This is a genomic window from Dermacoccus sp. CCH2-D9, assembly GCF_001556795.1.
GTDB classification, from domain to species: Bacteria; Actinomycetota; Actinomycetes; order Actinomycetales; family Dermatophilaceae; genus Dermacoccus; species Dermacoccus nishinomiyaensis.
The window spans coordinates 1-25,629 of record NZ_LSJT01000134.1 but is presented as its reverse complement, the minus strand read 5'-3'; the positions used below and the strand labels follow the sequence as shown (position 1 = coordinate 25,629).

The window sequence follows — 25,629 nt, the reverse complement described above, 5'->3', positions numbered from 1 at the left end:
GGCATATGCCATCATCCCATACTGTCAACGAATTAATGACGCGCGACACTAGGGGTGGTTTCTTCATCCTCTGGCCTCGGTAGCGTCGCGTCATGGCCGATTGTGCGCTCGAGTTGAGCTTCGACGAGCGCAGCGCCACCGCCGTCGAGGATCAGTGGCGGGCGCTGCGATTCCTCTGCCTGCCGTCGCAACTCGACCACCGTGGCATGACGAACGCGCCGCACCTGTCGCTCGTCGTCGCATCTGCGATTCCCGACGACGTGGTCGCCCGCGCCCGCGAGTTCTTCGCCGCCGCGTTGCCGATCCGTCTCGACGTGCGCGGCCTCATCGCGTTCGGCGCGGGCTCACGGGTGACGCTCGCGCACCTCGCCGAGCCGCCCCGTGCCGTCGTCGATGAGGTGACGGCGCTGCGTCAGGCGTCATCCCTCGTCCGCCACCCGGTGTGGACGCCGCACGTGACGCTCGGTCGGCGCATCCCGCGCGATCGACTCGGGGAGGCCATGGCCGCCGTCGACGCCCGCGGTGGTGAGCCGGCGCCTGACGTCCTCGTTGCCGACCGTCTGCGGTGGTGGGATCCCGCGACCGCGACGATCGACGTCCTCGCCCAAGCCTGACGGTGCACCCGGCCCCACGGAGCCCCCGCGGCACCCCTCAGAGCCGCCGGCATCGCCCGGAAACGCGTCATCCTCGACGCGTTTCCGGGCGATGATCCGCTGCTTTCGCTCCGCGGCAGACGGCTGCTCGTCTCACGGGTCGGCGCGCGAATCGAGGGTTCATCAGGTGCGGGCCTAGCCTCGATCGTCATGAGCGCCCATGCCGAACGCACCTTCGCCGACCTCGTCACCGACGAACGTGAACTGCTGCTGTTCGCCATGACGCCGCCGCGCGCGACGACGAGTGCCGAACGTGCGCAGGAGATCGCCGACGCGACCCTCACGCGTCTCGACGGCCTCGACGTTGACGCGCTCATCCTCTACGACCTCGACGACGAGTCGGATCGCACCGACGACGACCGACCGTTCCCCTACCTCGAGACGATGGACCCGGCCGACTTCCTCGCCGGCCCGCTCGCCGGGTGGGGTGGTAACGCGATCGTCTACCGCTGCGTCGGCAAGTACGACGAGGCGCAGCTGCGCGACTTCCTCACCTCACGCCGTCAGGGTGACGCGACCGTCTTCGTCGGCGCCAGTTCGTCCGACAAGCCGGTGCGGACGAGCCTGCCGCGCGCCGTCGACCTCGCCGCCGAGCACGAGCACGTGACGCTCGGCGGGGTCGTCATCCCCGAACGCCACGCACGCACCAGCGCCGAGCACGAACGGCTGCTGCGCAAGCAGGATTCGGGTGCGGCGTTCTTCGTCAGCCAGGTCGTCTATGACACCGGTGAGGCGAAGAACACGATCAGCGACTACGCCTACGCCTGCGCCGAGCGGGGCATCCGACCGGCGCGCCTCATCTTCACGCTGTCGCTGTGCGGTTCGGAGAAGACCCTCGACTTCCTCGAATGGCTTGGCGTCGACGTGCCCCGCTGGGTCGGCAACGAACTGCGCCGCAGCCACGACACCCTCGAGGCGTCGTACGAGCACTGCCTCGCCGCCGCGCACGAACTCGCCCGTTTCTGTCGCTACCTCGACGTGCCGTTCGGCTTCAACATCGAGAGCGTGTCGACGCGCCGCGTCGAGATCGACGCGACGGTGCAGCTCGCCCAAGACGTCGCCCGGGTGCTCGGACGCGGCGCCGGCGACGAAGCCGAGGTGCCGCCGCAGGAACGTCAACCGGAATCGGCGTTCGGCGCCTGACGGGGCCTGGCCGGGCGGCTCGGCGATCTGATCGCGCGTGAGGGGGTTTCGGCTCTGGAACCGCACAACCAGCCGCGCCGGGGTGGGCTTTTCGGCCTGCGGGGCTTCCATTCGTGACGCGCGGCTCAGGATCCCGCACCTCGGTTACGCTCGCGTAACTTTTGGCACGTCATTCCCCAACCGTTCCCGCGAAAAGATACTGTGTGGTAGGTCACATCGCGTGGCCGCTCCCTGCTGGTCCCCGGAAAACCCTGCCGCCCGAAGGAACCCCCATGCGCCGAAACCGTCTCGCCGCCGTCGCTCTCACGTTCGCCGCCACCTCCACCGCCTGCGTCACGACGATGGCTGCAGCGCCCGCCGCCCACGCCGGCACCGCCACCTTCTACACCGCGCCCGCCAGCGTCCCGGCCACCCCCGGTACCCTCATCAAGAGTGAGCCGTTCTTCACCGGCCTCGGCGTGTATGGCAAGACGACGCGCATCATGTACTCGACGCGCGACACGAACGACAAGCCGACCGCCGTCACCGGCGCCTACATCGAGCCGTGGGCGAAGTGGACGGGCCCGGGCCCGCGTCCCGTCGTCAGCTTCTCCGTCGGCACGATCGGCCAGGGCGACCAGTGCGCGCCGTCGAAGATGCTCACCACCGCGCTCAACCTCGAGGTTCCCGGCTCGATCGGTGTCAACTACGAGACGACCGCCATGAACAAACTGCTGTCGAAGGGCGTCGCCGTCGTCGTCACCGACTACGTCGGCCTCGGCATGAACGACCGCGTCCACAGCTACATGAACCGTGCCGACCAGGCCCACGCGGTGCTCGACGCGGCGCGCGTCGCGAGCAAGGTGCCCGGCGCGAGCGTCACGGCCGACTCGAAGGTCGCGACGTATGGCTACTCCCAGGGTGGCGGCGCTTCCGGCGCGGCCGTCGAAGCCGCTCCCGCGTACGCGCCGGAGCTGAACGTCGCAGCCGCCTACGTCGGCGCGCCACCCGCCGACCTCAACTCGGTGCTCTCCGGCGTCGACGGCAGTCCGATCGCCGGCGTCATCGGATACATCATCAACGGCGCCTTCAGCGAGTACCCGGCGCTGCAACAGATCGTCGACGACAACTTCAACGGCAACGGCAAGGCGATGCTCGCGAAGGCGAGCGGGCAGTGCACCGCAGACACCGTCCTCGCGTTCGGTGGCAAGAAGACGTCGCAGTACACGAAGACGGGCGAATCGCTCGCGCAGATCGTCGCGCGCGAACCGGCGCTGTCCGACTTCATCGACGCCCAGCGCATCGGCCGCCTCAAGCCGACGGCTGCCGTGCGCGTGGCGACGGCGAACGCCGACGATCTCGTCACGCACAGCCAAGCCCGCCAGCTCGCAGTCGACTGGTGCGGCAAGGGCTCCAACGTCACGTACGCGCCGCTGAGCAACCCGAGCGCGGGCACCAAGTCGATTCTCAACCACCTCGCCCCGTACATCACCGACCAGTCGGCCGCGCGCGACTGGGTCGTCGACCGTCTCGCGGGGAAGCCCGCGACGTCGAACTGCGGTTCCATCGCCGGGATGCCGTGACACCGGGACGTCGTGTCAACTGACGCGTGATCGACGAACCGCCCGCGACTCCTCGTGATTCCGGGCGGTTCGTGCGTACCGGCCCGTCCGGCCTGCACCCGGCCGCCGGGCAACGTGAGCAGCGTGGTGCTTGGCGGGGCCCGCCCTTCCCGTCGTGTCAGGGGCCGCATGGAGTGCGCAGGGCTGACACTGCGGCGTGTTTCACGTGAAACACCGCAGCCCCCGTCTCGTCGACGGGGGCTGCGGTGTTGCGCTCGACCTTGGGGTCGAGACGCGTCAGTGCGTGCGGCGCTCGGTCAGCGTTCGGTGGATGATCGAACCCGCGCCGATGCCGATGGCCAGCGCGGAGAAGAACGCACCCATGGCCGGGTACTTGAGGAAGATGACGGGCGAGAGTGCGACCAGCACGAGGCAGATCGCCGCCATGCCGGCCGGCGGCAGCTTGAGGAATGTCTTGTATGCCGCGAACCCGAGGACGTTGCCGAGCAGCCAGCCGGCGAGGGGGTCGATCAGCCAGCTCGGCTCGGGCAGCAGACCCTTCTCGGGCTGGAAGATCCACAACAGCAGGATGAGCACGCCGAGGGCCGTGACGTCGATGGCGACCCAGGCGGCGGTCGGGAACGTGAAGTCGTCGTCGCGACGCTCCGTGGGTGAGGTGCTCATGCCAGACCTTTCAGCGTGGACTCTCGGCGAGGTCGACGGGCGTCGACGTCGAACGTCAGCGCGTCGGCAGACACGCGTTCCTTCATCTTCCCTGCAACGGCGCGACCGGCGCCACCGATTCGGTCAGATTGGTGCCGGATAGCTTGCGCTGGGCAGGGCTGTCAGCCCCGGCGCCGCATCTGCATGACGATGAAGCACGCGACGCCGACGACGATCGCGAGCACGACGGCGAGGGAACCGCCCGACAGGCGCGCGAGTGCGATGCCCAGTGCGACACCGCACAGGGCGAGGAGAAAGGCGCGCAGGCGCGGGGACGACGTCATCGCTCCAGCGTAGATCAGGCGGGCCGGTTGGGACGGCGGCGGCGGGTGCGTCGGATCGTGACGCGCAGCCCGCGCGCGGCGCTCGTGCCGAAGACGAGCCCGAGAGCGATCCCGACGATGGCGCCGGAGGCATTCGTCGCCGTCTTCCACGACTCGTGCGGGTCGATGGCGAGCTGCGTGACGCTGACGAGCCCCAGCGAGCCAGGCACGAGCAGCCAGAAACTCGGCAGGAACAACACCATGCGCGGCAGCGTCGGGCGGGCGAGCGCCATCACCCATGCGCTGAAGGCGGCGACGAAGGCGCCCGCGCACGCGCCGGCCCAGGCGGGGTAGGCGAGCCAGTTCTGGATCGACCACTGCGTCGCGTACGTCAGCGTCGTCACGGCGAGCACCCAGGGTGCGAGGCGCCGCGGCACCGACTCCATGAGGCAGATGCCGATCGTCACCGCCCCGAGGCCGATGAACCCGGCGAGCGGGCCCAGCTCGTCGACGCGGGTGTTGACGAAGGCGCTGCTCGGCGCGTGCGTCAGCAGGCTCGCGCCGGCGACGCCTGCGGCGAACATGACGAGTTGCGCCGTGCCGTGCGCGAGGCGCGCGGCGCCGCTGACCATGGCGCCGGCGACGAGTTCGCTGAGGCCCGTGACGATGAGGGCGCCCGGCAGCAGCACCGCGACGGGTGGCAGCATCGTGCGCAGCGGACTGGCGACGAGACCGGCGTCGAAGGCGGCGAACGCGGCGGCCGCGACGATGAACCCGGCGAACAGCGGCAGCAGTGCCGCCGGGACGAGACGACGGCCCGTCAGGCGGATCAGGGCGACGGTGACGGGGCTCGCCAGGGCCGCGAACAGCACGCTCGGCCAGGTCGGTTGGAGGATCCCGGCGATGCCCGCTGCGACGACGAGGCCGCCGAGGTACATGCCGACGACGGGAAAGCGGGCGCGTTGCCTCCTGAGGCCGCGCAGCGTGGCGAGGGCGTCCGCAGGCGTCAGCGACCCCATCTCCAGACCGTGCTGGATGGCGGCGACACGCGCGGTCTGATCGAGTCGCAACGAACCCTCGACGGATTCGAACGTCGCCGGCTCACCATGGCCCAGTCCCAACGTCACACCGTTCGGATTGGCCTGCATCTGCACGCCGGGCAGGCCGATGGCGCGGGCGGCGCGCACGACGTCCTCCTCGGCCTCGTGCGCCCCCGCACCGGCAGCCATGTGAGCAGCTGCGAGATAGACGAGCAACTGACGCGTCTGCGCGGGCGTCATGCGGTCGTCAGCGGGGGGCGCGACCCCTGACGTGACACCCGGCGAAACCCCCGTCGCGGCGTCGGGAGTGCGCGAGGTCGGCGGCGTGGGGTCAGACGGGATGGGCGAGCTCACCCGGCGATCCTAGAGCCGGGAAGGCACCGTGAGTTCCAGAGCGGCCTCCCGCCTCGTCGTTGCGCCGTCGCCGCGCTCGAGGCCATCTGGCCCGTACCGGTCGGCTGTTCCTGTGCCCTTCTGCGATTTCCGTGCCCCTTTACTGTCAGTGCTCGACTTGTTCACCAAAGGTAAAGGGGCAGGTTCAACCAGTCGTTGCAACACCGGCTTGTTCGAGTGATCGTAGTTGCTCGTCGAAGACCTCTGCGGGGGTTCGCCAGCCGAGGACTTTGCGTGGCCGGTTGTTGAGGGTGTGAGCGACAGCTTCAAGGTCGTTCGCGCTCCATCGGGACAGGTCAGTGCCCTTGGGGAAGTACTGGCGCAGCACACCGTTGGTGTTCTCGTTCGTCGGTCGCTGCCACGGCGAGTGCGGGTCGGCGAAGAACACGCGCGTGCCGGTCTCCAGCGTGAACTGGGCGTGCCCGGACAGTTCCTTACCCCGATCCCACGTGATCGTCTGACGCACTTGCTGCGGAAGCGACGTGATCGACGCGCTCAACGCCTTGTTCATCGCCTGCGCGCCGTAGCCGCCCAGCGACGGGCCTTTCTTTACCGGCGGCTGCTCACCCCAGACTTCAAGTCGAGGAAGATGTACGAGGATCGTGGTGCGGCTACGACGCTCGACGAGCGTGCCGATCGCGGAGCGGCCGGTACCGATGATGAGGTCGCCTTCCCAATGGCCTGGCACGGCACGGTCTTGCGCTTCGGCGGGCCGCTGGCTGATGACCACCTCAGCGCTGACATGGCCCTGGGGCTTGTTCCGTGAACGCTCCCGCGGTTCACGCAACGCGCGGCCGGTGCGCAGACAGGCGACGAGTTCGCGTTTCAACGCGCCGCGCCCTTCGATGAACAACGACTGATAGATCGCCTCATGGCTGATGCGCATGGACTCATCATCGGGGAAGTCCAACCGCAGCCGATGACTGATCTGCTCCGGGCTCCACGAACTGGCCCAGCGCCGATCCTGCCTGCGCGGCTTGTTCAACCCCTTCCACGCCGGCGCGGCCGGGCCCGCCACGGGCGTGCCGTCAGGATGGGTGACCCCGCCGGCAAGGCGGTCTTGGACGTAGTCGCGTAGACGCTCGTTCCTAACCAACTTCGCGATCTTCGGGCGTTTCGCTGCTTCTTGCGCTTTCCACTGCGCGACCGTGGCCCGGTACTCGATTCGGCCGCTACGGGTGGCGGCGTTACGGCGTAGTTCACGGCTGATCGTGCCTGCATCACGCCCCAGCTGGCGAGCGATCGCGCGCACGCCGACGCCTTTGGCGTTCAGGATCGCGATCTCTTCACGTTCTTCGAAACTGAGATAGCGCCCGGACGGCTCGGCCAGGCTGATCGGTGGCATGCCGCCAGCGTGTCGAAACCAGCGCGCACCGACGGGGCACGACACGCCGACCGCGAGGGAGGCTTCCGCCGTTGTGACGCCCGTGGCGATCTGGCGCCAAAACTGCCGTTCGACTCGCCGCGAAGGTGACTGGCGTGGGCGCCCAGGGGAACGCATCGGTGGGCGCAACGCTCGATCTGCACGCCACTGGCGCCGCAACACCTGTGGCGCGTCCCTCGTGCTCTGGTCCCTGTCGTTCGCTGCCATCGCCAACACCTTCCACGTCAAGGTGTTGCGACGACCAGTTGAATCCGCCAGGTGGACGAGAATCACAGAGGTGTCAGCACTGCAGGTGCGCGATGCGGTAGCTGGCGGCCATGCGGCTGAAGGCGAGGGCGTCGGGGTCGAGGAAGCAGGCGGTGGCCCACACGTCGGCCCAGACCAGATCCGGCCCGACGACGGTGACGCTCGCACACCCGCTCCCGTGCCCCATCGGCGATTCCTGTTCTCTTCTGCGATTTTCGTCCACATTCGTCCTCGGGTCGACGATGTGGGCGCCACGCTGCGCGGTGCCCGACGTCGCCAGCGCGCCCTGCGTCAGCTCGATCGTCGCGACGACGCCCGCCGCGTCGCGCGGGTCGCTGATGCCGACGCGCCACACGCGTTCGATGCTTGCACTCGCGCCCGGCCCCGCGTCGCACGTCAGGTCACCGCCGGCGTTGAGGCAGAACACGATTCCCGGGACGGCGCGCAGGACGTCGGCGGCGCGTTCGACGGCAAAACCCTTGACGAGGCCGGTCGGGTCGTACCCGCGGCTGCCGTCGGGCCCGACGAGGTCGGTCGTGAACAGGCCATTCGTGACGGTCGCGGCTTCGTCGCACAACGCGCGAACGTCTGCGTACCAGGGGTCCGCCTCGGTCTCGTCGAGCTCGCCGCGGCGAATACGCATGAGGTCGCTGTCGGCGCGGTAGGTCGAGAACACGTCGTCGGCGCGGTGCAGGGCGGCGAAGGCGCGGTGGGCTGCGTCGGCCAGTTCGTCTGTGCGTGAGCCGAACTCGTCGTGTGCGACGCGAATATGGAGCGAGACGGCCATGCCCATCGTGTGTTCGACGAACGCTCGGGTGCGCCACGTCGGTTCCGGGGTGGTGGGCGTCATGGTCTCTTCTCGCGTCGAAGCCGTCGTTGTCATCGCGGGCTCAGATGTGGGCCTGGTCGAGCGCCGACTGCAGGCTCTGGATGTAGCCGGTCGAGGTGTACGTCGCGCCGGAGACCATGTCGATCGAGCTCGTCGTCGTGCCCGTCGCCTCGGAGTTGAGCGTCGGGATGGCCACGGAGTTGATCTCCTGATCGCGCGAGTTCTCACTCGGGTAGACGATGGCCTCCGACGAGGTGACCTTTCCGTTCGCGACGGTGATGCGCACCTGCACCGGCCCCCAACGCGTGTCGACGCTCGTGCCCGTGTAGGTCGCGGACTTCGCCGAGCTGGACGTCGAAGCCGAGGCCGCGGGCGTCGAACCCGAACCGGTGCCGGACCCCGACGTCGTCGTCTGCGTCGATCCCGCTTCGCTCTGGCCCGTCGTGGTGTTCTGCTGCATCGCAACGGTGTTCGACGCCCCAGCCCCGCCGGCTGCGACTGCCTCCGTCGACGTGCGGTAGCTGAACAGCAGCACGAGCAGCGTCAGCGTGCTCATGGCCCACCAGGTGATGCGTTTCATGATCGTCCTCGCTCAGTAGGTCAGTAGGTTCAGTAGGTGAAGTGCTCGACGTGGATCTGCTCGCGCGGCACGCCGATCTCGCGCAGCGCTCGCTCGACCGTGCGCATCCACCCGGCTCCGCCGCAGACGTAGACGTCGCGTTCGCGCACGTCCGAGCAGGCGAGCAAGAGGGCGTCGGCGTCGCTGAGGTGACGGTGATCCTCGGGCAGCCAGCTCTCACGGCCGGGGATGCGGTGGCCACGCAACACGATGTACTGGCCACCGCGCGCGGCGGTGATGGCCTCGATCTCGTCGTCGAGCACGAGGTCGCCGTCGGTGCTGTGACGGTGGATGACGGTCGCGTCGAGCCGCCCCGTCGCGGGGTCGCTCGGCAGTTCGTCGAGCAGGGCGCGTAGGGGCGTGATGCCGATTCCGGCGCCGATGAGCAGCGACGCCCGGGTGCGCGCGGCGCCCGTGTGCATGCGGCCGTACGGTCCTTCGACGAGGACGCGCGTCCCCGGCGTCAGCGTCGACAGGCGGCGTGAGCCGTCGCCGATCATCGCGGCGGTGAAGCGTAGCTCGACCTGCCCGTCGTCCTTCACGCGAGGCGCGGCGGACAGCGAGTACGGGTTCGCGCGCGTCACGCCCGGCCCGCCGAAGCGCCACTGCAGGAACTGGCCGGCGCGCGCGTCGAGCGCGGCCGTGGCGCGCCCCACGGCGCTGACGTTGACGACGCCGGGCGCGATCTCCTCGACGTGCGTCACGCGCAGCCCGGCGCGCTGGGTGCGCGCGAGCGGCAGCAGCACACGGAACACGATGACGGTGAGCGCCACCGCCGCGTACAGGGCCCACCAGAACGTCGTCGCGACGGAAGAGGCGAGGAAGTCGCGGCCCGTCCACAGCTGGTGCGGCAGGACGAGACCGACGCCGAGGTAGGCATACAGGTGCAGCAGATGCCAGCTCTCGTAGCGCAGCGCGCGTGAGCGCGGGGACCGAGTCGCGCTACCGGGGCGCAGCGGTTTGATGCTGGTGACGACGACGAGGCACAGTGCGACGGTTCCGGCCAGGGCGAGCAGCATCGCCGGGTAGGTGAGGGTGAAGTCGACGATCTGCCCCCAGATGCTCTGGTGCGCGTCGGCGGCGTAGCCGAGCGTGATGAGGGCGATGTGGGCGAGCATCAGCGTGAAACTCGAGAAGCCGAACCAGCGGTGCAGGCGCGTCAGCCCATCCTGCCCGAAGGCCTGCTCCACGAACGGAACTCGCGCCATGAGCAGCACCTGCAGCAGGAGCAGGTAGCTCGCGATCAGACCCGTGAGGCGGCCCGATTCGTCGAGGACGCCCGACGTGGACGTCAGGCCGGCAATCCCGCCGTTCGTCACCCACAGGGCGACGACGAACAGGCCGAGGCCCCAGGCGACGACGATGCTCGCGTCACGCCACCAGGAGGGGATGATGCGCGGTTCGCGTGGTGCCGCGATGGCGGAGGCGCCGAGTCTGTTCGATGTCGGCGGCATGGTGACCTGCGTGCTCATGACGCCACTGTCCCGCCCTCACTTCACCACCCCGTATGGCGTCGCTGTGAGGCGGCTATGAGGGCGTCGGAGTCGTACCATCTGCGATTCTCGTCCACATGTACTCCTGGTACACGTGTACGACAATCGCAGATGGGTACGCGCGCCCCGTTCAGAGCGAGCGGGGCTCCTCGGAGCGGGTGGCAGCAGATCCGCCTTCCGACTCCTGCCGGCGCCGCGTGCGCAACGGCACCAGCTGCAGACAGAGCGCGGCCAGCGTCACCAGGCTCAACGCCGTGGCCGCTCGGAAGTGCGGCGGCCTATAGGCGAAGCTGATCGTCGACCGCCCCGCGGGGGCCTGAACCGTCTGGAAGAGCTTGTCCGGCCCGGTCGGCAGGTGCTTCTTCGTGCCGTTGATCGTCGCGGACCAGCCCGGCGTGCTCAGCTCGCGGCGCACGAGCGTCGTGGGCCGGGAACAGTCGAGCGTCACCGATTCGCGTGTCTGGTTCTCGACCCGGCATGCACCACGCGTGTCGTAGTACGGGCGGGCTGCAGGATCCTCGAAGATCTCGGCCTTCGTCGACCCGAACACCCGGCGCAGCCCCAGGCGTGAGGCGCTCGCGTCGTCGACGACGCCCGGCGCGGCAACGAGGTACTTCACGCCCGCGTCGCGATAGGCCGCCTGCTGCTGGCCGTATGCGGTGAGGATTCGCTTCTGCCCCCAGGCCGGCGAGTTACGGGTGACGAGCAGGTAGGGCATGAAGGGGTTGAAGCCACGTGTCGGCTTGATGTACGCGGGCGTGCCGCTCGGTGGCCGCAGATGATCCATGACGTACGTGCTGTACTTCTCCGGCACCGGCAGGTCGTTGACGTTGAGTTCCGCGACCTGCCAGTACGAACCGTAATTCGGCTGGATCGGCCCGAGGGTGAAGAACCGTGACGTGCCGAGGTGCTCCTGGAGGTAGGCCGGGGGCGCCGTGTCGATCGGCTTCGGGGGGCTCGCGTTCAGCTGGGGAGTCGCGTACGAGGCGCCCGCCTCGGCGACGATGACGAGACCCGCCACGAGCGCGGCGCTCGCGGCGCGCTTCGTCGGGCTGTGGCGCGCACCCGCGTCGTCCCTTTCGGGGTCGGCGGCCTTCGCTCGCGAACCCCATACGAACGCGGCCGTCAGCGCGATGATGACGAGGCCGAACAGTGCCGCGACGACGCTCGTCCACGTCGGGTGGAGCACGCGGTCGGAGAGGACGAGATAGGTGACTCCGGCCGTTACGTACGCCGTCGCGACAGCCGCCGCAGCCCACACGGCGCCGCGGCGCACGCGGCCGCGACCCAGGTCGTCGAGGCCGTAGGCGGCCAGCAGCGTGAACACGAAGACGAGCAGGATGATGCCGTACTTGTAGAGCAGGACGAGGTCGACGCCGGGGATGGCATACAGCATCGTGTTGACCCACTCGACGCCGAACATGTTGAGCATGAGCAACGTGACGAGGGTGACCAGCATGATCTTGATGGCGCGTGGCCGGCGCCCGAACAGACCGATGACGGCGCACAGCAGGGATGCGAGCGTCACGTAGCCGGCGACGCCGTCCATCAAGGCACTCGAGCTGAAGGGGCCACCCAGGTAGCCACCGAAGAAGCCGTAGAAAGCGTGTGCGGTGTACTTCCAGGGCGGGCGCTCTCCGCCACCGTGGTAGGCGGTGAACGCGAAACCGAGGAAGTGCCGGAGCGTGATCAGCAGAGGCGCGGCGAGCAGGACGCCGCCCAAGGCGCCGACCCCGTTCCAGAGGACGAAACGGACACGATGGGGCCGTAGCGCGATGGCCCGCACCAGCACCCACGCGGCGACGACGAGCCCCTGGATGAGGGCTGTCTCGGGGAAACCGGCGTACAACATCCACGCCAGACCGAGCGCGATGACGACGATGCCCCAGCGCGGTCGGGCGCGGCGTTGTACGTCAGCAGCGACCAACTCGACGCCCCACAGCACCATCGGCAGGAAGGCGATGGGGTTGAACGGGGCGTTCGTCATGACGGAGAAGGCGCCATTGATCGCGAAGAGGATGCCGCCGACGGTTGAGGCCACCCAGGTGAGGCGCAGGCTCCGCAGGAAGGCGAGCATTGTCAGGCCCGCCACCAGCTCGAGCGCGAGGTGCATGAGGAACGAGCCGTTGGGCAACAGGTTGAGCATGATGAACGGCTGGAAGAACGCGGCCGATTGCTGCTCGCCCGCCAGCGGCTGTCCCAGGCCCTCGAAGGAGTTCCACAGCGGTAGCTGTCCGTCCTTCCACATCTCGGCAGAAAGCCTGCCGAGTGACTGCACCGTCCATCCGTCGTTGGCGTCGATCGTGTGCGGATAATGGCCGCCGCCGGGACCGAGGTCCGTCAGCCCATGCGTCGGCGAGCCGAGCCCCGAGTGGTACAGCATCGGATCGTTGCTGCGAACGCCGAGCAGGTACACGGCGTTCGCGAGCAACACCGCCACCACGACGGCAAGGCACGCGATGAGCGCCGGGCGGCGGCTGCGTACTCGAGCAGAGGCGAGCTCGGAGCCGCTGCTGCCGTACCCGTCGGTGGGGGTGGCACCGCTGATGGATGCGTTGGTACTCATGCGCGCACCGAACCTTCCGTGGTGGTTGTTCCATGGTCTGCAGCCGTGGCGATTCCCGCCGAACCGGACGATGTCGTCGAAGCGGCCGTGGGCACTGCCACGTCGGTGTCGTGACGATCGTGTCGACGACGTCGCACGAGCGTGCTCGCACCCCCGACGAGCAGGACGAGCGCCGCTGCGATCGAGACGCCGACGGCGAGCCCGAAGTAACGCGGACGGTACTCGAACGCGACGTGCGAGGTGCCCTGCGGCACCTCGATGTGCTGGTAGAGCCGGCCGTCAACGACGGCCACCGCCTTCGTCGAGCCCGTCGCGCCTGCCGTCGCGACCGTGGCGCTCCAACCCGGAGCGTCGAGTTCGCGGCGCGTGAGGGTCGCCGGGCGTGAGCAGGTGAGTGTGACGTCGGTGCGGGAGCCGCTCCTGACGCGACACGCGCCGTCGCTGGTGTAGTAAGGCTGCGCTGATGCGTCCTCGAAGATGTCGCTTTTCGGCGAGTCGAGCACCTTGGCCAGGCCGAGCTTGGTCGCCATCGCGGGGCTGACGACGTCGGGGCGGGTCACGAGGTAGCGCACGCCGGCCTCGCGGAAGGCCTGCTGCTTCTCGCCGTAGCCGACGAGCAGCTTGCGCTGCACCGCGGCCGGCGGGTTGAAGGGGATGAGTTGGTAGTCCTTGAACGTGTCCTGCATCTGCTTGGCATTGAGCCCGGTGTGAGCGGGGCGCAGTTCGTCGAGCACGAATTCGCCGTACTTCTTCGGCACCGGCAGGTCGTTGACGTTGAGCTGGCCGAGCTTCCAGTACGAGCCGTAGTCGGGCTGGATCGGGCCGAGCGTGTAGAAGCGCGACGTGCCGAGGTACTGCTGCAGGTAGTGAACCGGCTTCATGTCGATCGCCACCGCGCGGCTCGCACCCGCCTGCGGCAGGGCGAAGTGCGCCGCCGCAGTGAGCACGATCAGCGCGCCGGCGAAGGGCGCAGCGAGGGATCGGCTGCGGGCCGGGCTGCTCGTCGCGGTGGCGCCCGCGTGGGCGGCGGGCGCCGCGCCGACCATCGTCGCGCCGGCAGGCGTCACTTCGGGCGACGACGCGTTCTCGGGCATCGCGCCGTCGGACGTCCCGGCCGTGTCAGCGGACACGGGTGCTTTCTCGTGGTGCGTACGCGCACGCAGCAGCAGCACGAGCAGGACGGCGCAGACGGCGGCCAGCGCGAGCATCACGGCGGTGGTCCAGCGCGGGCTCACCACGTATCCGCGCGAGACGAGCACGGCGAGGGTGACGGCGGCGTACGCGAGCGTCAAGGACGCGCAGACGAGGGTGCGGCGACGGCTGACGCGGCGTCGAGCGAGGTCGTCGACGGCCAGGGCGACGGCGATGACGACGGCGAACTCGAGGATGCTGATGCCGTACTTGAAGACGAGGATCGCTTTGATGCCGGGGGTGTGGTTGAGCAGGAGCTTGATCGGCTCGAATCGGAACATGTTGCCGATGAGCACGATCATCGTCCCGGCGAGCAGGAGGCGGATGCCGCGGCGTTTCGTGCCCGTCAGGCCCACGAGTGCCATGAACAGGGCGGGCAGGGTGAGGTATCCGGCCTGCAGTCGCAGCACGGCGTTGTTGAGGGCGCCGACGGCGAACGGCAGCGCGAGCGACATGATCTGGCGTCGCGGGTAGGAGATGTCGTTGGCGACGGCTTCGTGGTACGACGTCGAGCCCCACGACATGAAGTCGAGGAAGGCGACGAGGACGGGCGCCGCGAGGGCGAGTCCGAGCACCATGCCCGCCGCGGTCCATCCCGCGAAGGCGAGGCGGTGTCCGCGCGCCTGTCCGAGCCGCACGAGCGCCCAGCAGCCGATGAACAGGGCCTCGAGGAAAGCCGTCTCGGGGAACCCGGCGAACAGCATCCACGCGATCGCAAGAGCGAGGACGGCGACGCCGGCCCACGGGCGCCGGCCCCCGCGTCGAGGCGCGTGCGCGTCGGGCGAGCGCTGCAAGGGCGCCCGGATCATCTCGACGCCCAGCAGCCCCAGCGGCAGGAAGGCGATCGGGTTGAACGGCGCGTTCGTCATGACGGCGAACGCACCGTTGACCGCGAACAGGCATCCGCCGACCGTCGAGGCGACCCAGCCGAGCCCGAAGCGGCGCAGGAAGGCGAGGGTCGCGAGGCCGGCGAAGATCTCGAGGACGACATGCATGACGAAGACGCCGTTCGGCAACAGCTGCAGCATGATGAAGGGCTGGAACAGCGCAGCCGACTGCATCTCACCCGCAAGCGGCTGCCCTAGGCCCTCGTACGAGTTCCACAGCGGCACATCGCCTTCCGCCCACTGGTGGGCAGCTGCTCGACCGAGCGACTCCACCGTCCAACCGACGTTGGGGTCGATCGTCCACCCGCCGAGGAGCGAACCCGGCGACGGGGAGGCCAGCCCCGAGTAGTACGTCATCGGGCTGCTGCTGCGCAGACCCGTGAGGAAGATCGCGTTCGCGAGCGCCACCGTCAGCAGGACGAAGAGCCACGACAACAGGGCCGGGTTGCGCCAGAAACCGCCCCGGCGCGGCGCAGAGGCGGTTTTGTGGCGGCTGGCGACGGTGCTCACGCGACCGGGGGGAGCCGAAGGTAGGCGAGGCGGGCGTTCTCCTGCCGCTGGCGCAGGTTGCCGTTGAGGATGATCCCGACGACGATCGCCAACGCCCCGACGATCGCGAGCCCCGTGACGAAGATTGCGGTGGGGAGCCGCGGCACGGTGTGCGTGTCGGCGTAGGTGAGGAACAGCGGGATGCTCATCACGATCGACAGGAGCAGGAACAGTGCTCCGATGCCTCCGAAGAAGGCGACGGGGCGTTCGTACTGCAGCAGCGTGGCGATGACGCGCAGGATGCGGAATCCGTCGTGGTACGTGCGCAGCTTCGACTCGCTGCCCTCGGGGCGATCCTTGAACCCGACGGGAACCTCGACCTGCGGCACGCGCAGGTTGACGGCGTGGACCGTCAGCTCGGTCTCGATCTCGAACTCGCGCGAGAGGGCGGGGAAGGACTTGACGAAGCGTCGGCTGAAGATGCGGTAGCCGGAGAGCATGTCCGTGACCGGCTCACCGAACAGGCGGCCGACGAGGTTGTTGAACGCCTTGTTGCCCGCGGCGTGGCCGGGGCGGTAGGCAGACTCGTCCGAGTCCTCGGTGCGCACGCCGAGTACGTGGTCGTACGGGCCCGACAGGAGCGTCTCGATCATGTGAGGCGCTGCGGCTGCGTCGTAGGTGTCGTCACCGTCGATGAGGAGGTAGATGTCGGCGTCGATATCGGCAAAGGCGCGACGCACGACGTTGCCCTTGCCCTTGCGCTGCTCGAAGCGGACGATGGCGCCGGCTTCGGCGGCGACCTGCGACGTGCGGTCGCTCGAGTTGTTGTCGTACACGTACACGGTGATGCCCGGAACGGCGGCCTTGAGGTCGCGGATCACGGTCGGGATCGCGACTTCCTCGTTGTAGCAGGGCACGATGGCCGCGATGTTCATCTCGCTCATCTGGCGCTCGGGGGCGTTGACAGTCATGGCGAGATTGTACGAAGCAGCGGGGGGCGAACGAGGCAGGACGCGCGGTGAGCCGGGGGCCTGCCTCAGGCGGCGCCATTGCACCGCTTCGGCGGTTGGCGGTGTGAGCCGTACCCATCTGCGATTTTCGTCCACATTCACTCCTGGAAAACGGGTACGAGAATCGCAGATGGCTACGGGCCCGCGGTCAGATGGCGCAGTGGTCGGCGTCGCAGGTGCCGAGATGGGTGTTGGTGCCGGCGCGGCCGTGGCCGACTGATTCCGTGCCGGCGTCGCGGCCGGCGGGCGCGGCGTCGTTGGATGACGTGGACGCGCCGTACGTCGCCGCGGCGTCCGAGGTGGTCATGCGAGCGCGCCAGGCCTGCGTCAGGGCGCGCTCGAACGTCTCGACGGGCTGCGCACCGGAGACGGCGAGGCGCTCGTCGAGCACGAAGAACGGCACACCGGTGATGCCGATCTGACGCGCCGCCGCTTCGTCGGCGCGCACATCCTGAGTGAACTCGTCGCCGGCCAGGACGCGGCGGACGTCGTCGGCGGGCAGCCCGATCTCCTCGCCGAGACGCTGCAGCTCGGTCGTGTCGCCGACCGCGACGCCCTCGGTGAAATAAGCGCGCATGAGGCGTTCGTGCGCTTCGGTGGCGCGCCCGTGCTGGGCGGCCAGGTGGACGAGACGGTGAGCGTCGAACGTGTTGCCGAACTTGGCTTCGCGCCAGTTGAACTCGAGGCCGACCTCGGCCGCGCGGGCGGCGATGTCCTCCTGGCTGCGCTCGGACTGCTCCGGCGTCATGCCGTACTTCGCCGCGATCTTCTCGACGAGCGTCGTGTCGGGCACGGCCTCGATCGTCGGGTCGAGCTCGAAGGAATGCCAGGCGATCTCCACGTCGTCGGCGTGCTCGAACCCGTCGAGCGCGAGCTCGAGGTGGCGCTTGCCGATGTAGCAGAACGGGCAGACGATGTCGCTCCAGATGTCGATCTTCACGCGGGGTGAAACGTCATGAGCGTGAGTTCGATTCCTGGGTTCGATCGCCGGCTCGAGGTGTGAGGTACGACCCGGTGTGTGAGCCGCGCTGCTCACGCCCCGGGCCGAAGCTCACAGATCGAAGTCGGTGTCAGGGTGTGCGCCGACGCAGCGTCAGAGCCCCGAGGGCGACGAAGCCGACGACGAAGGCCGCCACGACGCCGATATCGCTCGCGATGTCCCACGTCGCATCGCCTGTGGAGACGGCCGTCATCGCGTCCACGGCGTACGAGAGCGGTAGGACATCGGAGACGAGTTCGAGCGCTCGCGGCAACTGATCGCGCGCCACGAGAAGCCCACACAGCAACATCTGCGGAATGACGAGGGCGGGCAGGAACTGCACGGCCTGGAACTCGGTGCGCGCGAACGCGCTGACGAAGAGGCCGAGGGCGGTTCCCAGCACGGCGTCGAGCACGGCGATCGCCCCGAGCAGCCAGACGCTGCCGGCGATGTTGAGGCCGAGCGCGCCGACACTGAGGGCCACGGCGAGGGCCGCCTGCACACAGGCGACGACGCCGAAGGCCAGGGCGTAGCCGAGGATGAGGTCGAGCCGACCCATCGGCATCGCGAGGAGGCGCTCGAGCGTTCCGCCCGTGCGCTCGCGCAGGGTGGTCACCGACGTCACGAGGAACATGACGATGAACGGGAAGAGCGCCAGCAGCCCCGGCGCGACGCGATCGAAGACGCCGCTGTGGGAGTCGGCGAAGATCCATGCGAGCAGCGTCATGAGAAGGCAAGGCATGACGAGGAGGAGGGCGAGAGTGCGGTGATCGCGGCGCAGCTGCGTGAGCACACGTGCCGTGACGGCGAGGGTGACGCGGGGCGTCATCGAACGACCTCCAGGAATGCGGATTCGACGGTGTCGCAGCCGGTCTCCCGCTTGAGGCGTTCCGGCGTTGTGTCGGCGACGAGTGCGCCGTCACGCATGAGCAACAGCGCGTCGCAGTGCTCCGCCTCGTCCATGACGTGACTCGAGACGAGGAGCGTGACGCCGTCGTCCGCGAGTGAGCGGAAGAGGCGCCAGAGCTCCACGCGCAGCACCGGGTCGAGGCCGACCGTCGGTTCGTCGAGGACGAGCAGGGTGGGCGTGGCGAGCAGGGCCACCGCGAGGCTGACGCGGGAGCGTTGGCCGCCGCTCATGTCGCGGACGAGCTGGTCGCCGCGGGCGTCGAGGTCGACGGCGCGCAGAGCTCTCGCGACGGCGTCAGCATCCGCGCCGACGACCGCGGCGAAGAAGCGGAGGTTCTCCGTTGCGGTGAGGTCGGGGTAGACGCTGGCAGCCTGGGTGACGTACCCGATGCGTTGCCGCAGATCGGCCGCCCCTGCCGGTTCGCCGAGGACGACGAGGTCACCTTTGACGTTGTCCTGGACGCCAACGACGGCCCGCATGAGCGTCGACTTGCCGCAGCCGGACGGGCCCAGCAGGCCCGTGATGCTGCCGGATGCGATCTCGAAGTCGAGACCGTCGAGGACGGTGCGCCCGCCTCGCTCCACGCGAAGGCCGCGGGCGGTGACGGCTGCGGGGCGGCTTCGGTGCGCCCCTTGGGTTGGATGCTCTCTCATAGCTCTGAGTGTGGGGTGCGGATGGGCGATAATGCGAAGGTGGTCAATTCTCGCCGCGGACGTCCGCCGGGCCGTAGCGATGCGCGTGAGCGCGTGATCGAGGCTGCGACGACCGTGTTCATGGAAGTTGGTTACGCGCGGGCGTCGTTGCGAATGATCGCGCAGCTGGCCGGCGTCTCGCACTCCCTGGTCAATTACCACTTCGGCTCGAAGCAGGGTCTCTTCGGTGAGGTGATGTCCTTGACCCTCATGCCTTCGCAGGTCCTCGGTGAAGCGCTGCGACAGCGGCCGGGTGAGACCCCGGCCATGCTCGCGCGACGGTTCGTGGGCACCGTCGTCACGGCGTGGGACGACGCGCACCTCAGCGACCCCTTCGTCGCGATGCTGCGTGAGGCAATGGCCGAAGAAAGCATGCGGAGCAACGTCGCCGAGTTCATGGAGCGGGAGGTGCTGGCCGTCGTGGCGACCCGCATCGGCGGACCGGATGCCACCGTCCGGGCCGCCGGAGTCGGCATGTGCATCGCGGGGCTCGTCATGGGGCGCTACCTGCTGCGGGTCGGTCCGCTCGTGGCGTTGTCGAAGGAGGAGATCGTGCGCGTGCTGGCGCCGATGGTGGCCGTGCACCTCCGCTGACGTCCGCCGCATCGTGGCGCCTGCCGGGCGCGCTGCCCAGCCGGTGGCACAGTGCCCATGAAGCGTGTTCCGACCTGGGTGCAGTTCGTCGCCCTGGTTTTTCGCCTGGGGATCGAGCTTCCTCTTCATGAAGGTCGGATTGGAGGGGCTCTCGCCCGGGCAGGTGGTGCTCGCCCGCCTCGCGAGCGGCGCTGCGGTGCTGTTCGCCATGTGCGCCGTGAGGCGTCAGCCGCTGCCGAGGCGGAGGGCCGGGGCCATCTGCTCGTCGTCGGTCTCCTCCTGTGCGTTGTGCCCTTCCTCCTGTTCGCGTGGGCCGAGCGGCACATCTCCTCGAGCCTCGTGAGCGTCTACAACGCCACGACACCGCTCATGACGATGGCCGTGGCCATGCTCGTGCTGTCCAGCGAACCGCGCACATGTGACAAGACGCTCGGGCTCCTGCTCGGGATCGTCGGCGTCATCGTGGTCCTCGCACCCTGGAACGGGTTGGGGCACAGCGGTCTTGCCGGCCAGCTGGTCTGCCTCGGCGCTACGGCCTGCTACGGCATGGGCTTCACCTACCTGCGCCGCTTCGTCACGCCGCTCGCCCTGCCGTCGGCCAGCGTCGCTGCGGTGCAGGTCTCGCTGGCCGCCGTCGTCATGCTGGCCCTCACGCCGATCGCCGCAACCGGCGCCACGTGACGTGGCGGGTCGCCGTCAGCATGCTGCTCCTCGGCGGCGTCCGAACGGGCCTGGCCTACCTGTGGAACACCACCATCGCGCGCGATTGGAGCGCCACGACGGCCTCGACGGTGACCTACGTGACGCCCGTCGTCGGCGTCGTCGGCGGGCGTGCTGCTCCTCGGCGAATCCGTGACGTGGACCCAGCCTCTCGGCGGAGTCGTCATCGTGCTGGGCATCATGGCGAGCCGGGGGCAGTTGCGCCTGCCCGCGAAGGCGTAGAACACCGCGGACTTCACTCGCCTCGCCGCTCAGTTACCAGCAGGCTGTGCGAGTTCGGTGAGTCTGTGCGAGGTAGGACTCGCACAGGCTCACCGAACTCGCACGGTCGCGGCTAGGGCTTCGTCAGTTCGTCAGTTCGTCACCAGAGCGTCATCGACTCGCGCAGCACGCGCTCGACGTCGGCCTCGGTGATCTCGACCGGCGCCGTGGCGAGCAGGCGCTGCTGCTTCATCGTTCCCTCGACGAGCCTCGGAAGATCGGCGTCCGAATACCCCAGGGCGGCAAGCCCGTTGGGGAAGCCGATGTCGCGCATGAGGCGACGCAGGGCGTTCGGTAGGGCGTCGCGCCCCAGGTCGCTCACCGACGTGCCGGGCTCGAGCAGCGCCGCCAACTCGTGGTGACGCCCCGGGTCGGCGGGGTAGAGCAGCGCGAACGCGGCCGGCGCCGTCATCGCGACGGCCATGCCGTGCGGCACCATCGGGTGGTCGGCGTCGTAGCCGTCGGGGCGGAAGTCGCGCACCATGCCGGCGATCGGGTAGGCGCACGCGTGCGGCACGTGGACGCCGGCGTTGCCGAACCCCATGCCCGCGAACGTCGCCGCGAGCGCCATCGCGCCGCGCGCGTCCACGTCGTCACCGTCCGCGACGGCGGTGCGGAACGACGTCGCGAGCAGACGCACGGCCTCGCGCGACCACATGTCGCTGATCGGGTTGGCGCCGCAGTACGGCACGCGCTCCTCGGCACGCTTGGCGGCGAATTCGGTGTACGGCTTGGCCGTGTAGCTCTCGAGGGCGTGGCAGAGGATGTCCATGCCCGCGGCCGCGGTGACGCCGGCGGGCTGCGTCATCGTCAATTGCGGGTCGATGACGGCGAGCCGCGGGCGCAGCGACGCATGGCTGATGCCCGTCTTGACGTTCGCTTCGAGCACGTCGAGGACGCAGATCGTCGTCGACTCGCTGCCCGTGCCGGTCGTCGTCGGCACGGCGATGACGGGCACCAGCGGCTTCGTCGGGTTCTTGCCGCCACCGACGGGCGCGTTGATGTAGTCGACGAGGTCGCCGTCGTTCGTCGTCATGAGGGCGATGGCCTTGGCCGTGTCGATGCTCGAGCCACCCCCGACGGCGACGATCGCGTCCCACGGCCCGTTCTTGCGGGCCCAGTCGGTGGCTTCCTGCAACGAGGCGTCGCTCGGCTCGACGCGGGCGCCGGTGAAGACGTCGACGCTGATGTCACCGCCCGTCAGGACGTCGGCGACGCGTTGCGTGATGCCTGCGTCCGCGACGCCCGGATCACTCACGACGGCGACGCTGCGCGCGCCGAGATTGGATGCGTCCCAAGCGATCTCGGCGATGGCTCCGGGGCCGAACTTCAGTTGGGGGCTGCCGTAGGTGAACACCGTTTCGTCCATGGGCTCGACGGTACGCGAGTGAAACGAACGAGGCACCTGGCCCGGGGCGGAACTGTTCGAACCTCGTGACGTCCCACTCGGCGCAGATCGCGCCGAGTGGGGCAATCGGTCGGCGCGAACGTCCCACGTGGTGCAGTTCCGCACCGTGTGGGGCGTCGGGCGTCACCCCGCCGCGTCAGCGTCGACGTCTCGAGCGCGCCCGCGTCGACGATCGCCGCACCCGCGCGGCCGTCAACCGCTCATGTCGGCGCATCTCACGCGCGACGCGGGCCTGCGCGCGCTCGAGCGGCAGTTCCTGACGGCGCTGGCGCGCGGCCTGCATCTGTGAGCGCATCGTCGCGCGCATCTGTTCGCGCGGGTAGGGGCGGCCGCCGATGAAGTCGCGCACGGCGTTCCAGCGTTCGTCGTAGGCGTCGTTGAAACGCGCGTGGGAGCGCCGATCGAGCCACCCGTCCGTCTTGTATCGCTTGGTCGCCCACCACGATCCGGGTTTCGCGACGCGCACGGCACCCACGACGGCGAGACCGGGCACGAACACGCCGATCAACCCCGTCAGCAGCTTGCCCTTGAGGATCGTCAGGACGACGAACCCGAAGTTGATGACGATGCCCACCGCGACGACGACGCCGGGCACTCCGTCGCTGCCGGGGACGATGTCGAGCGGGTTCGCGCCCAGGACGAGGGCTGCGGTGATGGCGACGGCGACGAGCAGGGCGCTGATCGACTGGCGTCCCTCCTCCTGCCAGTACACGTCCTCGAGGTGCAGCCACATCGCGAACTCGTCGAGGGTGAGGGCGGCTCCCGTGCCGAAGATCGCCGCGAGCACGTCGAGCCACAGGCCGCGCTCGGGCAGGTACGTGATGAGCATGAGGCCGCTGAACAGCAGCATGAGGATGCCCCACACCTGATGGTGGACGTGGATGCCCGCGATGGCGATGTTGCGGAACATGCCCGGCTCGGCGTTCTCCTTGAGGTACGCCTCGGCCTGGTCGGCGCGGTGACGGATGTAGCGCGTCGCGGTGCGCGTCGCGGCCGTCGCGAGGACGAAGAAGATGAGCAGCCACAGCACGGCGTGGCGGCTCGGGTCGATCATGTCTTCATCGTAGGCGCGGCAACTGACCGTGCCCGGACGGCATCAGCCGGCGTCGCACCCTCGTCGCAGCATCATTGCCCGAAATCGCGTCGTGCTTGACGCGTTCTCGGGCAATGATGCGCCGCTACCTAGCCGGCCGGAATGCTTTCACGTGCGGACGTTTCTGACCTCGCGAGCGTGAGCGGCGTCATACTGGTCGGGGTCGCGACCCCGCCCGACCTCACTCGACAGCAAAGGCAGTCCGATGACCGACAACACCACCCCGACGGGCGGCTCGTCCCGCATCGACGGCGCTTCCGAGCGCGAAGTCGCCCGCAACGACACGCCGGATCGATCGGTTGCCAGAATGATGCACGACTCGACGGCGGCTACGCCCAGGCGCACCAGCAGCGCGGTCCGCAGGGAAGGACAGGTGATTCGGCGAGCGAGTACCCGTCTCACACGTCTCAGGGCCAGAGCTACGGACAGCAGAGCGCGACCTACGCAGAGCAGGGCGAGTCCCATGATTCACAGCGATGGCAGGACACGAGCGGGCCACATTCCGCAGCGTGGCAGGACGGCCGACCATACGGGCAGCAGCAGCCTCAACCCGGACAGCACGATGCCCACCAGCAGGGTCAGCAGTACGGTCTTCAGGGCCACGCCTTCTCGAACCACGGGTTCCAGAACTCTCCCCACGACCAGCAGGCTGGTGCGCCCTTCTCGTCAGGCGGTCAGTGGCATGCGTCGCCCGGGTACCAGGGGTACCAGGGGCAGCAGGGTGCTGCAGGCGGGCAGTACGGCCAACAAGGGGCGCCGTGGGGCGCTTCGGACGGACTTGGCCCGGGCGCTGCGCCGGGCAACCCATGGAATGCTCAGGGTGCCCCCACCAACTGGAACACCCAGGGCGCGCCCGCGAAGGGGGCGGCCCCTCTGCGTCAGCCCGACGGCACGTTGCACCTGGGCAATTCGGCGCTGGCGGCCTCACTCCTCGCCCAGTTGTTCGTCATGCTGGGGTGCATCGGCCCCTGGGCGAGTGTGTTCGGCATCTCCGCGTCGGGAATGAACGGTGACGGCGTCTTCGTGTTGCTGTTCGCATTGGCGGCGGCGGGTCTCGTCGGGGCGTTCCTCGCCGGGAAGCTCCCGCCGAAAGCACTGTGGGGCGCTGTCGTCGCGGCGGGATTGTGCGCGTTGATCGGTCTCATCGACGCGGTCAACGTCGGGTCCTACATGGCGTGGGGGCTGGTCATGGTGGTGTTCTTCAGCATCATCGCCACTGCTGCGACAGTGTTCGGCACGTTGCGCCGCTGAACCGGCCGTCGCCCGGCGCCGGTCGCGGTGGCGCCGCGTTCATTGCGTCGGGTGCTGCGAACGGACAAGGATGGTGGGATGACTGACGATTCGCAGCAGGCTTCCGGGGCCGTCGACACCGTCCTGTTCGACGTCGACGGCACCCTCATCGACTCGACGTACCACCATGCCATCGCTTGGGCGCGCGCGTTCGCGCGCTTCGACCTGTATCCGCCGCTGTGGCGCGTGCACCGCTCGATCGGCATGGGCGGCGACCAGCTCGTCCCGAGCCTCGTCGGCGACGACGTCGAGAGCAAGCACGGCGGCGACCTGCGCGACGCGTGGGAGGAGGAGTACGAGAAGCTCCTGCCCGAGGTGCGCGGTTTCGACGGCGCCGCCGACGCCGTGCGCGCCGCGCGCAGCAAGGGCTACAAGGTGGCGCTCGCGAGCAGCGGCAAGGAGGAGTTCACCGACGCCGCGCTCGAGAAGGTCGGGCTGACGCGCGACGACTTCGACGCCGTCACCTCCTCCGACGACGCCGACAACAGCAAGCCCGAACCCGACATCCTCGAGGTCGCGCTGAAGGAGGCAGGCGGCTCGAAGGGCGTCCTCATCGGCGACGCGACGTGGGACGTCGAGGCCGCGAAGAAGGCCGGCATGTCGACGATGGGGCTGCGCACCGGCGGTTTCTCCGCCGCCGAGATGCATGACGCGGGCGCCACCGACGTCGTCGACGCCATCACCGACCTGCGCGACGGCACCTGGCTCGACCGCCTGAACTGACGCCGTAGATCGGGCCCGTAGGTCCATCTGGCTGGGGGCACCCCGAAGACATCGAGCGAAATGTTCGAATGCGAGCGGCACAGCGCTCGTGTTCGACCATTTCGCTCGTTCTCACCCCACTCGTCCCGGGTCGGACGTGCGTCACATCCCGGACTCGCCGACCGTCCGAGTGGCAATCACCCGTTGAACAGGGGACGGTGTTGACATGTCGACTCAAGCCGGTGGCGACAGACGGGCCTCGCCCGTCTCGCCCGAACCGTCGAAATCGTCCGCCCAGCCGCCCACCGACGACGCCCCACTGGGCGCCCTCGAATCGGGGCTGAAACCGCGTCACGTCACGATGATCTCGATCGCCGGCGTCATCGGCGCCGGCCTGTTCGTCGGCTCGGCGAACGCGATCCAGCTGGCCGGCCCGAGCGCCATCATCAGCTATGCGGCGGCCGGTCTCGTCGTCGTCCTCGTCATGCGCATGCTCGGCGAGATGGCGAC

24 protein-coding genes and 1 pseudogene are annotated in these 25,629 nt (G+C 69.0%); 9 read left to right on the top strand and 16 right to left on the bottom strand.

Features of this window, described 5'->3' with window-relative positions; genetic code table 11:
- The first annotated feature begins 92 nt into the window (after positions 1-92).
- The 3 genes from AX669_RS11190 to AX669_RS11180 all read left to right on the top strand — a co-directional run bounded on the left by AX669_RS11190 (position 93) and on the right by AX669_RS11180 (position 3,358).
- Positions 93-614: a 2'-5' RNA ligase family protein gene (locus AX669_RS11190; RefSeq protein WP_062258477.1), complete on the top strand. Its 522-nt coding sequence runs from the start codon at positions 93-95 to the stop codon at positions 612-614.
- 189 nt (positions 615-803) lie between these two features.
- Complete coding sequence (locus AX669_RS11185; protein WP_062258475.1) at positions 804-1,796, top strand: hypothetical protein; 993 nt, start codon at positions 804-806, stop codon at positions 1,794-1,796.
- Between the two features lie 272 nt (positions 1,797-2,068).
- On the top strand, positions 2,069-3,358 hold the full coding sequence (locus AX669_RS11180) for a lipase family protein (RefSeq protein WP_062258474.1): 1,290 nt from the start codon (positions 2,069-2,071) through the stop codon (positions 3,356-3,358).
- 276 nt (positions 3,359-3,634) lie between these two features.
- Here the strand turns inward: AX669_RS11180 and AX669_RS11175 are convergent, their stop codons facing one another.
- The 13 genes from AX669_RS11175 to AX669_RS11120 all read right to left on the bottom strand — a co-directional run bounded on the left by AX669_RS11175 (position 3,635) and on the right by AX669_RS11120 (position 19,012).
- Complete coding sequence (locus AX669_RS11175; protein WP_062258472.1) at positions 3,635-4,021, bottom strand: hypothetical protein; 387 nt, start codon at positions 4,019-4,021, stop codon at positions 3,635-3,637.
- A gap of 161 nt (positions 4,022-4,182) precedes the next feature.
- Positions 4,183-4,344 (bottom strand): hypothetical protein, encoded by a 162-nt coding sequence (locus AX669_RS13460; protein WP_156444999.1) that lies wholly within the window; start codon positions 4,342-4,344, stop codon positions 4,183-4,185.
- A 14-nt stretch (positions 4,345-4,358) separates the two neighbouring features.
- A complete protein-coding gene (locus AX669_RS11170) occupies positions 4,359-5,717 on the bottom strand; it encodes a threonine/serine exporter family protein (RefSeq protein ID WP_197418905.1) in 1,359 nt (452 codons plus the stop codon).
- Between the two features lie 184 nt (positions 5,718-5,901).
- Positions 5,902-7,101 carry an IS30-like element ISPfr14 family transposase gene (locus AX669_RS11165; RefSeq protein WP_082740932.1) on the bottom strand — a complete coding sequence of 400 codons (1,200 nt, stop codon included), beginning with the start codon at positions 7,099-7,101 and terminating at the stop codon, positions 5,902-5,904.
- 319 nt (positions 7,102-7,420) lie between these two features.
- Positions 7,421-8,236, bottom strand: a complete 816-nt coding sequence (locus AX669_RS11160) for an FAD:protein FMN transferase (protein WP_062258466.1) — start codon at positions 8,234-8,236, stop codon at positions 7,421-7,423.
- Between the two features lie 40 nt (positions 8,237-8,276).
- Entirely contained in the window at positions 8,277-8,795 is a 519-nt protein-coding gene (locus AX669_RS11155; RefSeq protein WP_062258464.1) for an FMN-binding protein, read from the bottom strand.
- A gap of 29 nt (positions 8,796-8,824) precedes the next feature.
- Entirely contained in the window at positions 8,825-10,306 is a 1,482-nt protein-coding gene (locus tag AX669_RS11150) for a ferric reductase-like transmembrane domain-containing protein (protein ID WP_062258462.1), read from the bottom strand.
- Positions 10,307-10,457: 151 nt separating this feature from the next.
- Positions 10,458-12,893: a hypothetical protein gene (locus AX669_RS11145; protein WP_156444998.1), complete on the bottom strand. Its 2,436-nt coding sequence runs from the start codon at positions 12,891-12,893 to the stop codon at positions 10,458-10,460.
- The gene (locus AX669_RS11140; protein WP_062258458.1) at positions 12,890-15,481 is read right to left on the bottom strand and encodes a hypothetical protein; all 2,592 of its coding nucleotides are present in this window, start codon (positions 15,479-15,481) and stop codon (positions 12,890-12,892) included. The genes AX669_RS11145 and AX669_RS11140 overlap by 4 nt, the downstream gene beginning before the upstream one ends.
- Complete coding sequence (locus tag AX669_RS11135; protein WP_006945124.1) at positions 15,478-16,431, bottom strand: glycosyltransferase; 954 nt, start codon at positions 16,429-16,431, stop codon at positions 15,478-15,480. Before AX669_RS11135 ends, AX669_RS11140 begins: the two co-directional genes overlap by 4 nt.
- 187 nt (positions 16,432-16,618) lie before the next feature.
- Entirely contained in the window at positions 16,619-17,410 is a 792-nt protein-coding gene (locus tag AX669_RS11130) for a DsbA family oxidoreductase (RefSeq protein ID WP_006945099.1), read from the bottom strand.
- Positions 17,411-17,540: 130 nt separating this feature from the next.
- Entirely contained in the window at positions 17,541-18,278 is a 738-nt protein-coding gene (locus AX669_RS11125) for an ABC transporter permease (protein WP_062258457.1), read from the bottom strand.
- The gene (locus tag AX669_RS11120) at positions 18,275-19,012 is read right to left on the bottom strand and encodes an ABC transporter ATP-binding protein (RefSeq protein ID WP_062258455.1); all 738 of its coding nucleotides are present in this window, start codon (positions 19,010-19,012) and stop codon (positions 18,275-18,277) included. Before AX669_RS11120 ends, AX669_RS11125 begins: the two co-directional genes overlap by 4 nt.
- Between AX669_RS11120 and AX669_RS11115 the strand changes: the two genes are divergently transcribed.
- The 3 genes from AX669_RS11115 (at position 19,001) to AX669_RS13720 (ending at position 20,326) form a co-directional block, all read left to right on the top strand.
- Positions 19,001-19,645 (top strand): TetR family transcriptional regulator, encoded by a 645-nt coding sequence (locus AX669_RS11115; RefSeq protein WP_082740931.1) that lies wholly within the window; start codon positions 19,001-19,003, stop codon positions 19,643-19,645. The two genes, AX669_RS11120 and AX669_RS11115, sit on opposite strands and share 12 nt — an antisense overlap.
- Before the next feature lie 127 nt (positions 19,646-19,772).
- Positions 19,773-19,988 carry a hypothetical protein gene (locus tag AX669_RS14240; protein WP_369815082.1) on the top strand — a complete coding sequence of 72 codons (216 nt, stop codon included), beginning with the start codon at positions 19,773-19,775 and terminating at the stop codon, positions 19,986-19,988.
- A complete protein-coding gene (locus tag AX669_RS13720) occupies positions 19,934-20,326 on the top strand; it encodes a DMT family transporter (RefSeq protein ID WP_197418904.1) in 393 nt (130 codons plus the stop codon). Before AX669_RS14240 ends, AX669_RS13720 begins: the two co-directional genes overlap by 55 nt.
- Positions 20,327-20,726: 400 nt before the next feature.
- On the opposite strand, the gene AX669_RS11105 is transcribed toward AX669_RS13720, so the two are convergent.
- The 3 genes from AX669_RS11105 to AX669_RS14070 form a co-directional block, all read right to left on the bottom strand.
- On the bottom strand, positions 20,727-21,995 hold the full coding sequence (locus AX669_RS11105) for a hydroxyacid-oxoacid transhydrogenase (RefSeq protein ID WP_062258452.1): 1,269 nt from the start codon (positions 21,993-21,995) through the stop codon (positions 20,727-20,729).
- A 175-nt stretch (positions 21,996-22,170) separates the two neighbouring features.
- Positions 22,171-23,088, bottom strand: a complete 918-nt coding sequence (locus tag AX669_RS11100) for a hypothetical protein (protein ID WP_062258450.1) — start codon at positions 23,086-23,088, stop codon at positions 22,171-22,173.
- Between the two features lie 507 nt (positions 23,089-23,595).
- Positions 23,596-23,730, bottom strand: coding sequence for a hypothetical protein (locus AX669_RS14070; RefSeq protein WP_006945079.1), 135 nt, complete (start codon positions 23,728-23,730; stop codon positions 23,596-23,598).
- Positions 23,731-24,075: 345 nt separating this feature from the next.
- On the opposite strand from AX669_RS14070, the gene AX669_RS13715 reads away from it, so the two are divergent.
- The 3 genes and pseudogenes from AX669_RS13715 to AX669_RS14000 form a co-directional block, all read left to right on the top strand.
- The gene (locus AX669_RS13715; protein WP_197418903.1) at positions 24,076-24,378 is read left to right on the top strand and encodes a hypothetical protein; all 303 of its coding nucleotides are present in this window, start codon (positions 24,076-24,078) and stop codon (positions 24,376-24,378) included.
- 78 nt (positions 24,379-24,456) lie between these two features.
- Entirely contained in the window at positions 24,457-25,140 is a 684-nt protein-coding gene (locus tag AX669_RS11090; protein WP_062258448.1) for an HAD family hydrolase, read from the top strand.
- A 205-nt stretch (positions 25,141-25,345) separates the two neighbouring features.
- Positions 25,346-25,629 (top strand): annotated as a pseudogene (locus AX669_RS14000) (GABA permease); the annotation flags it as partial.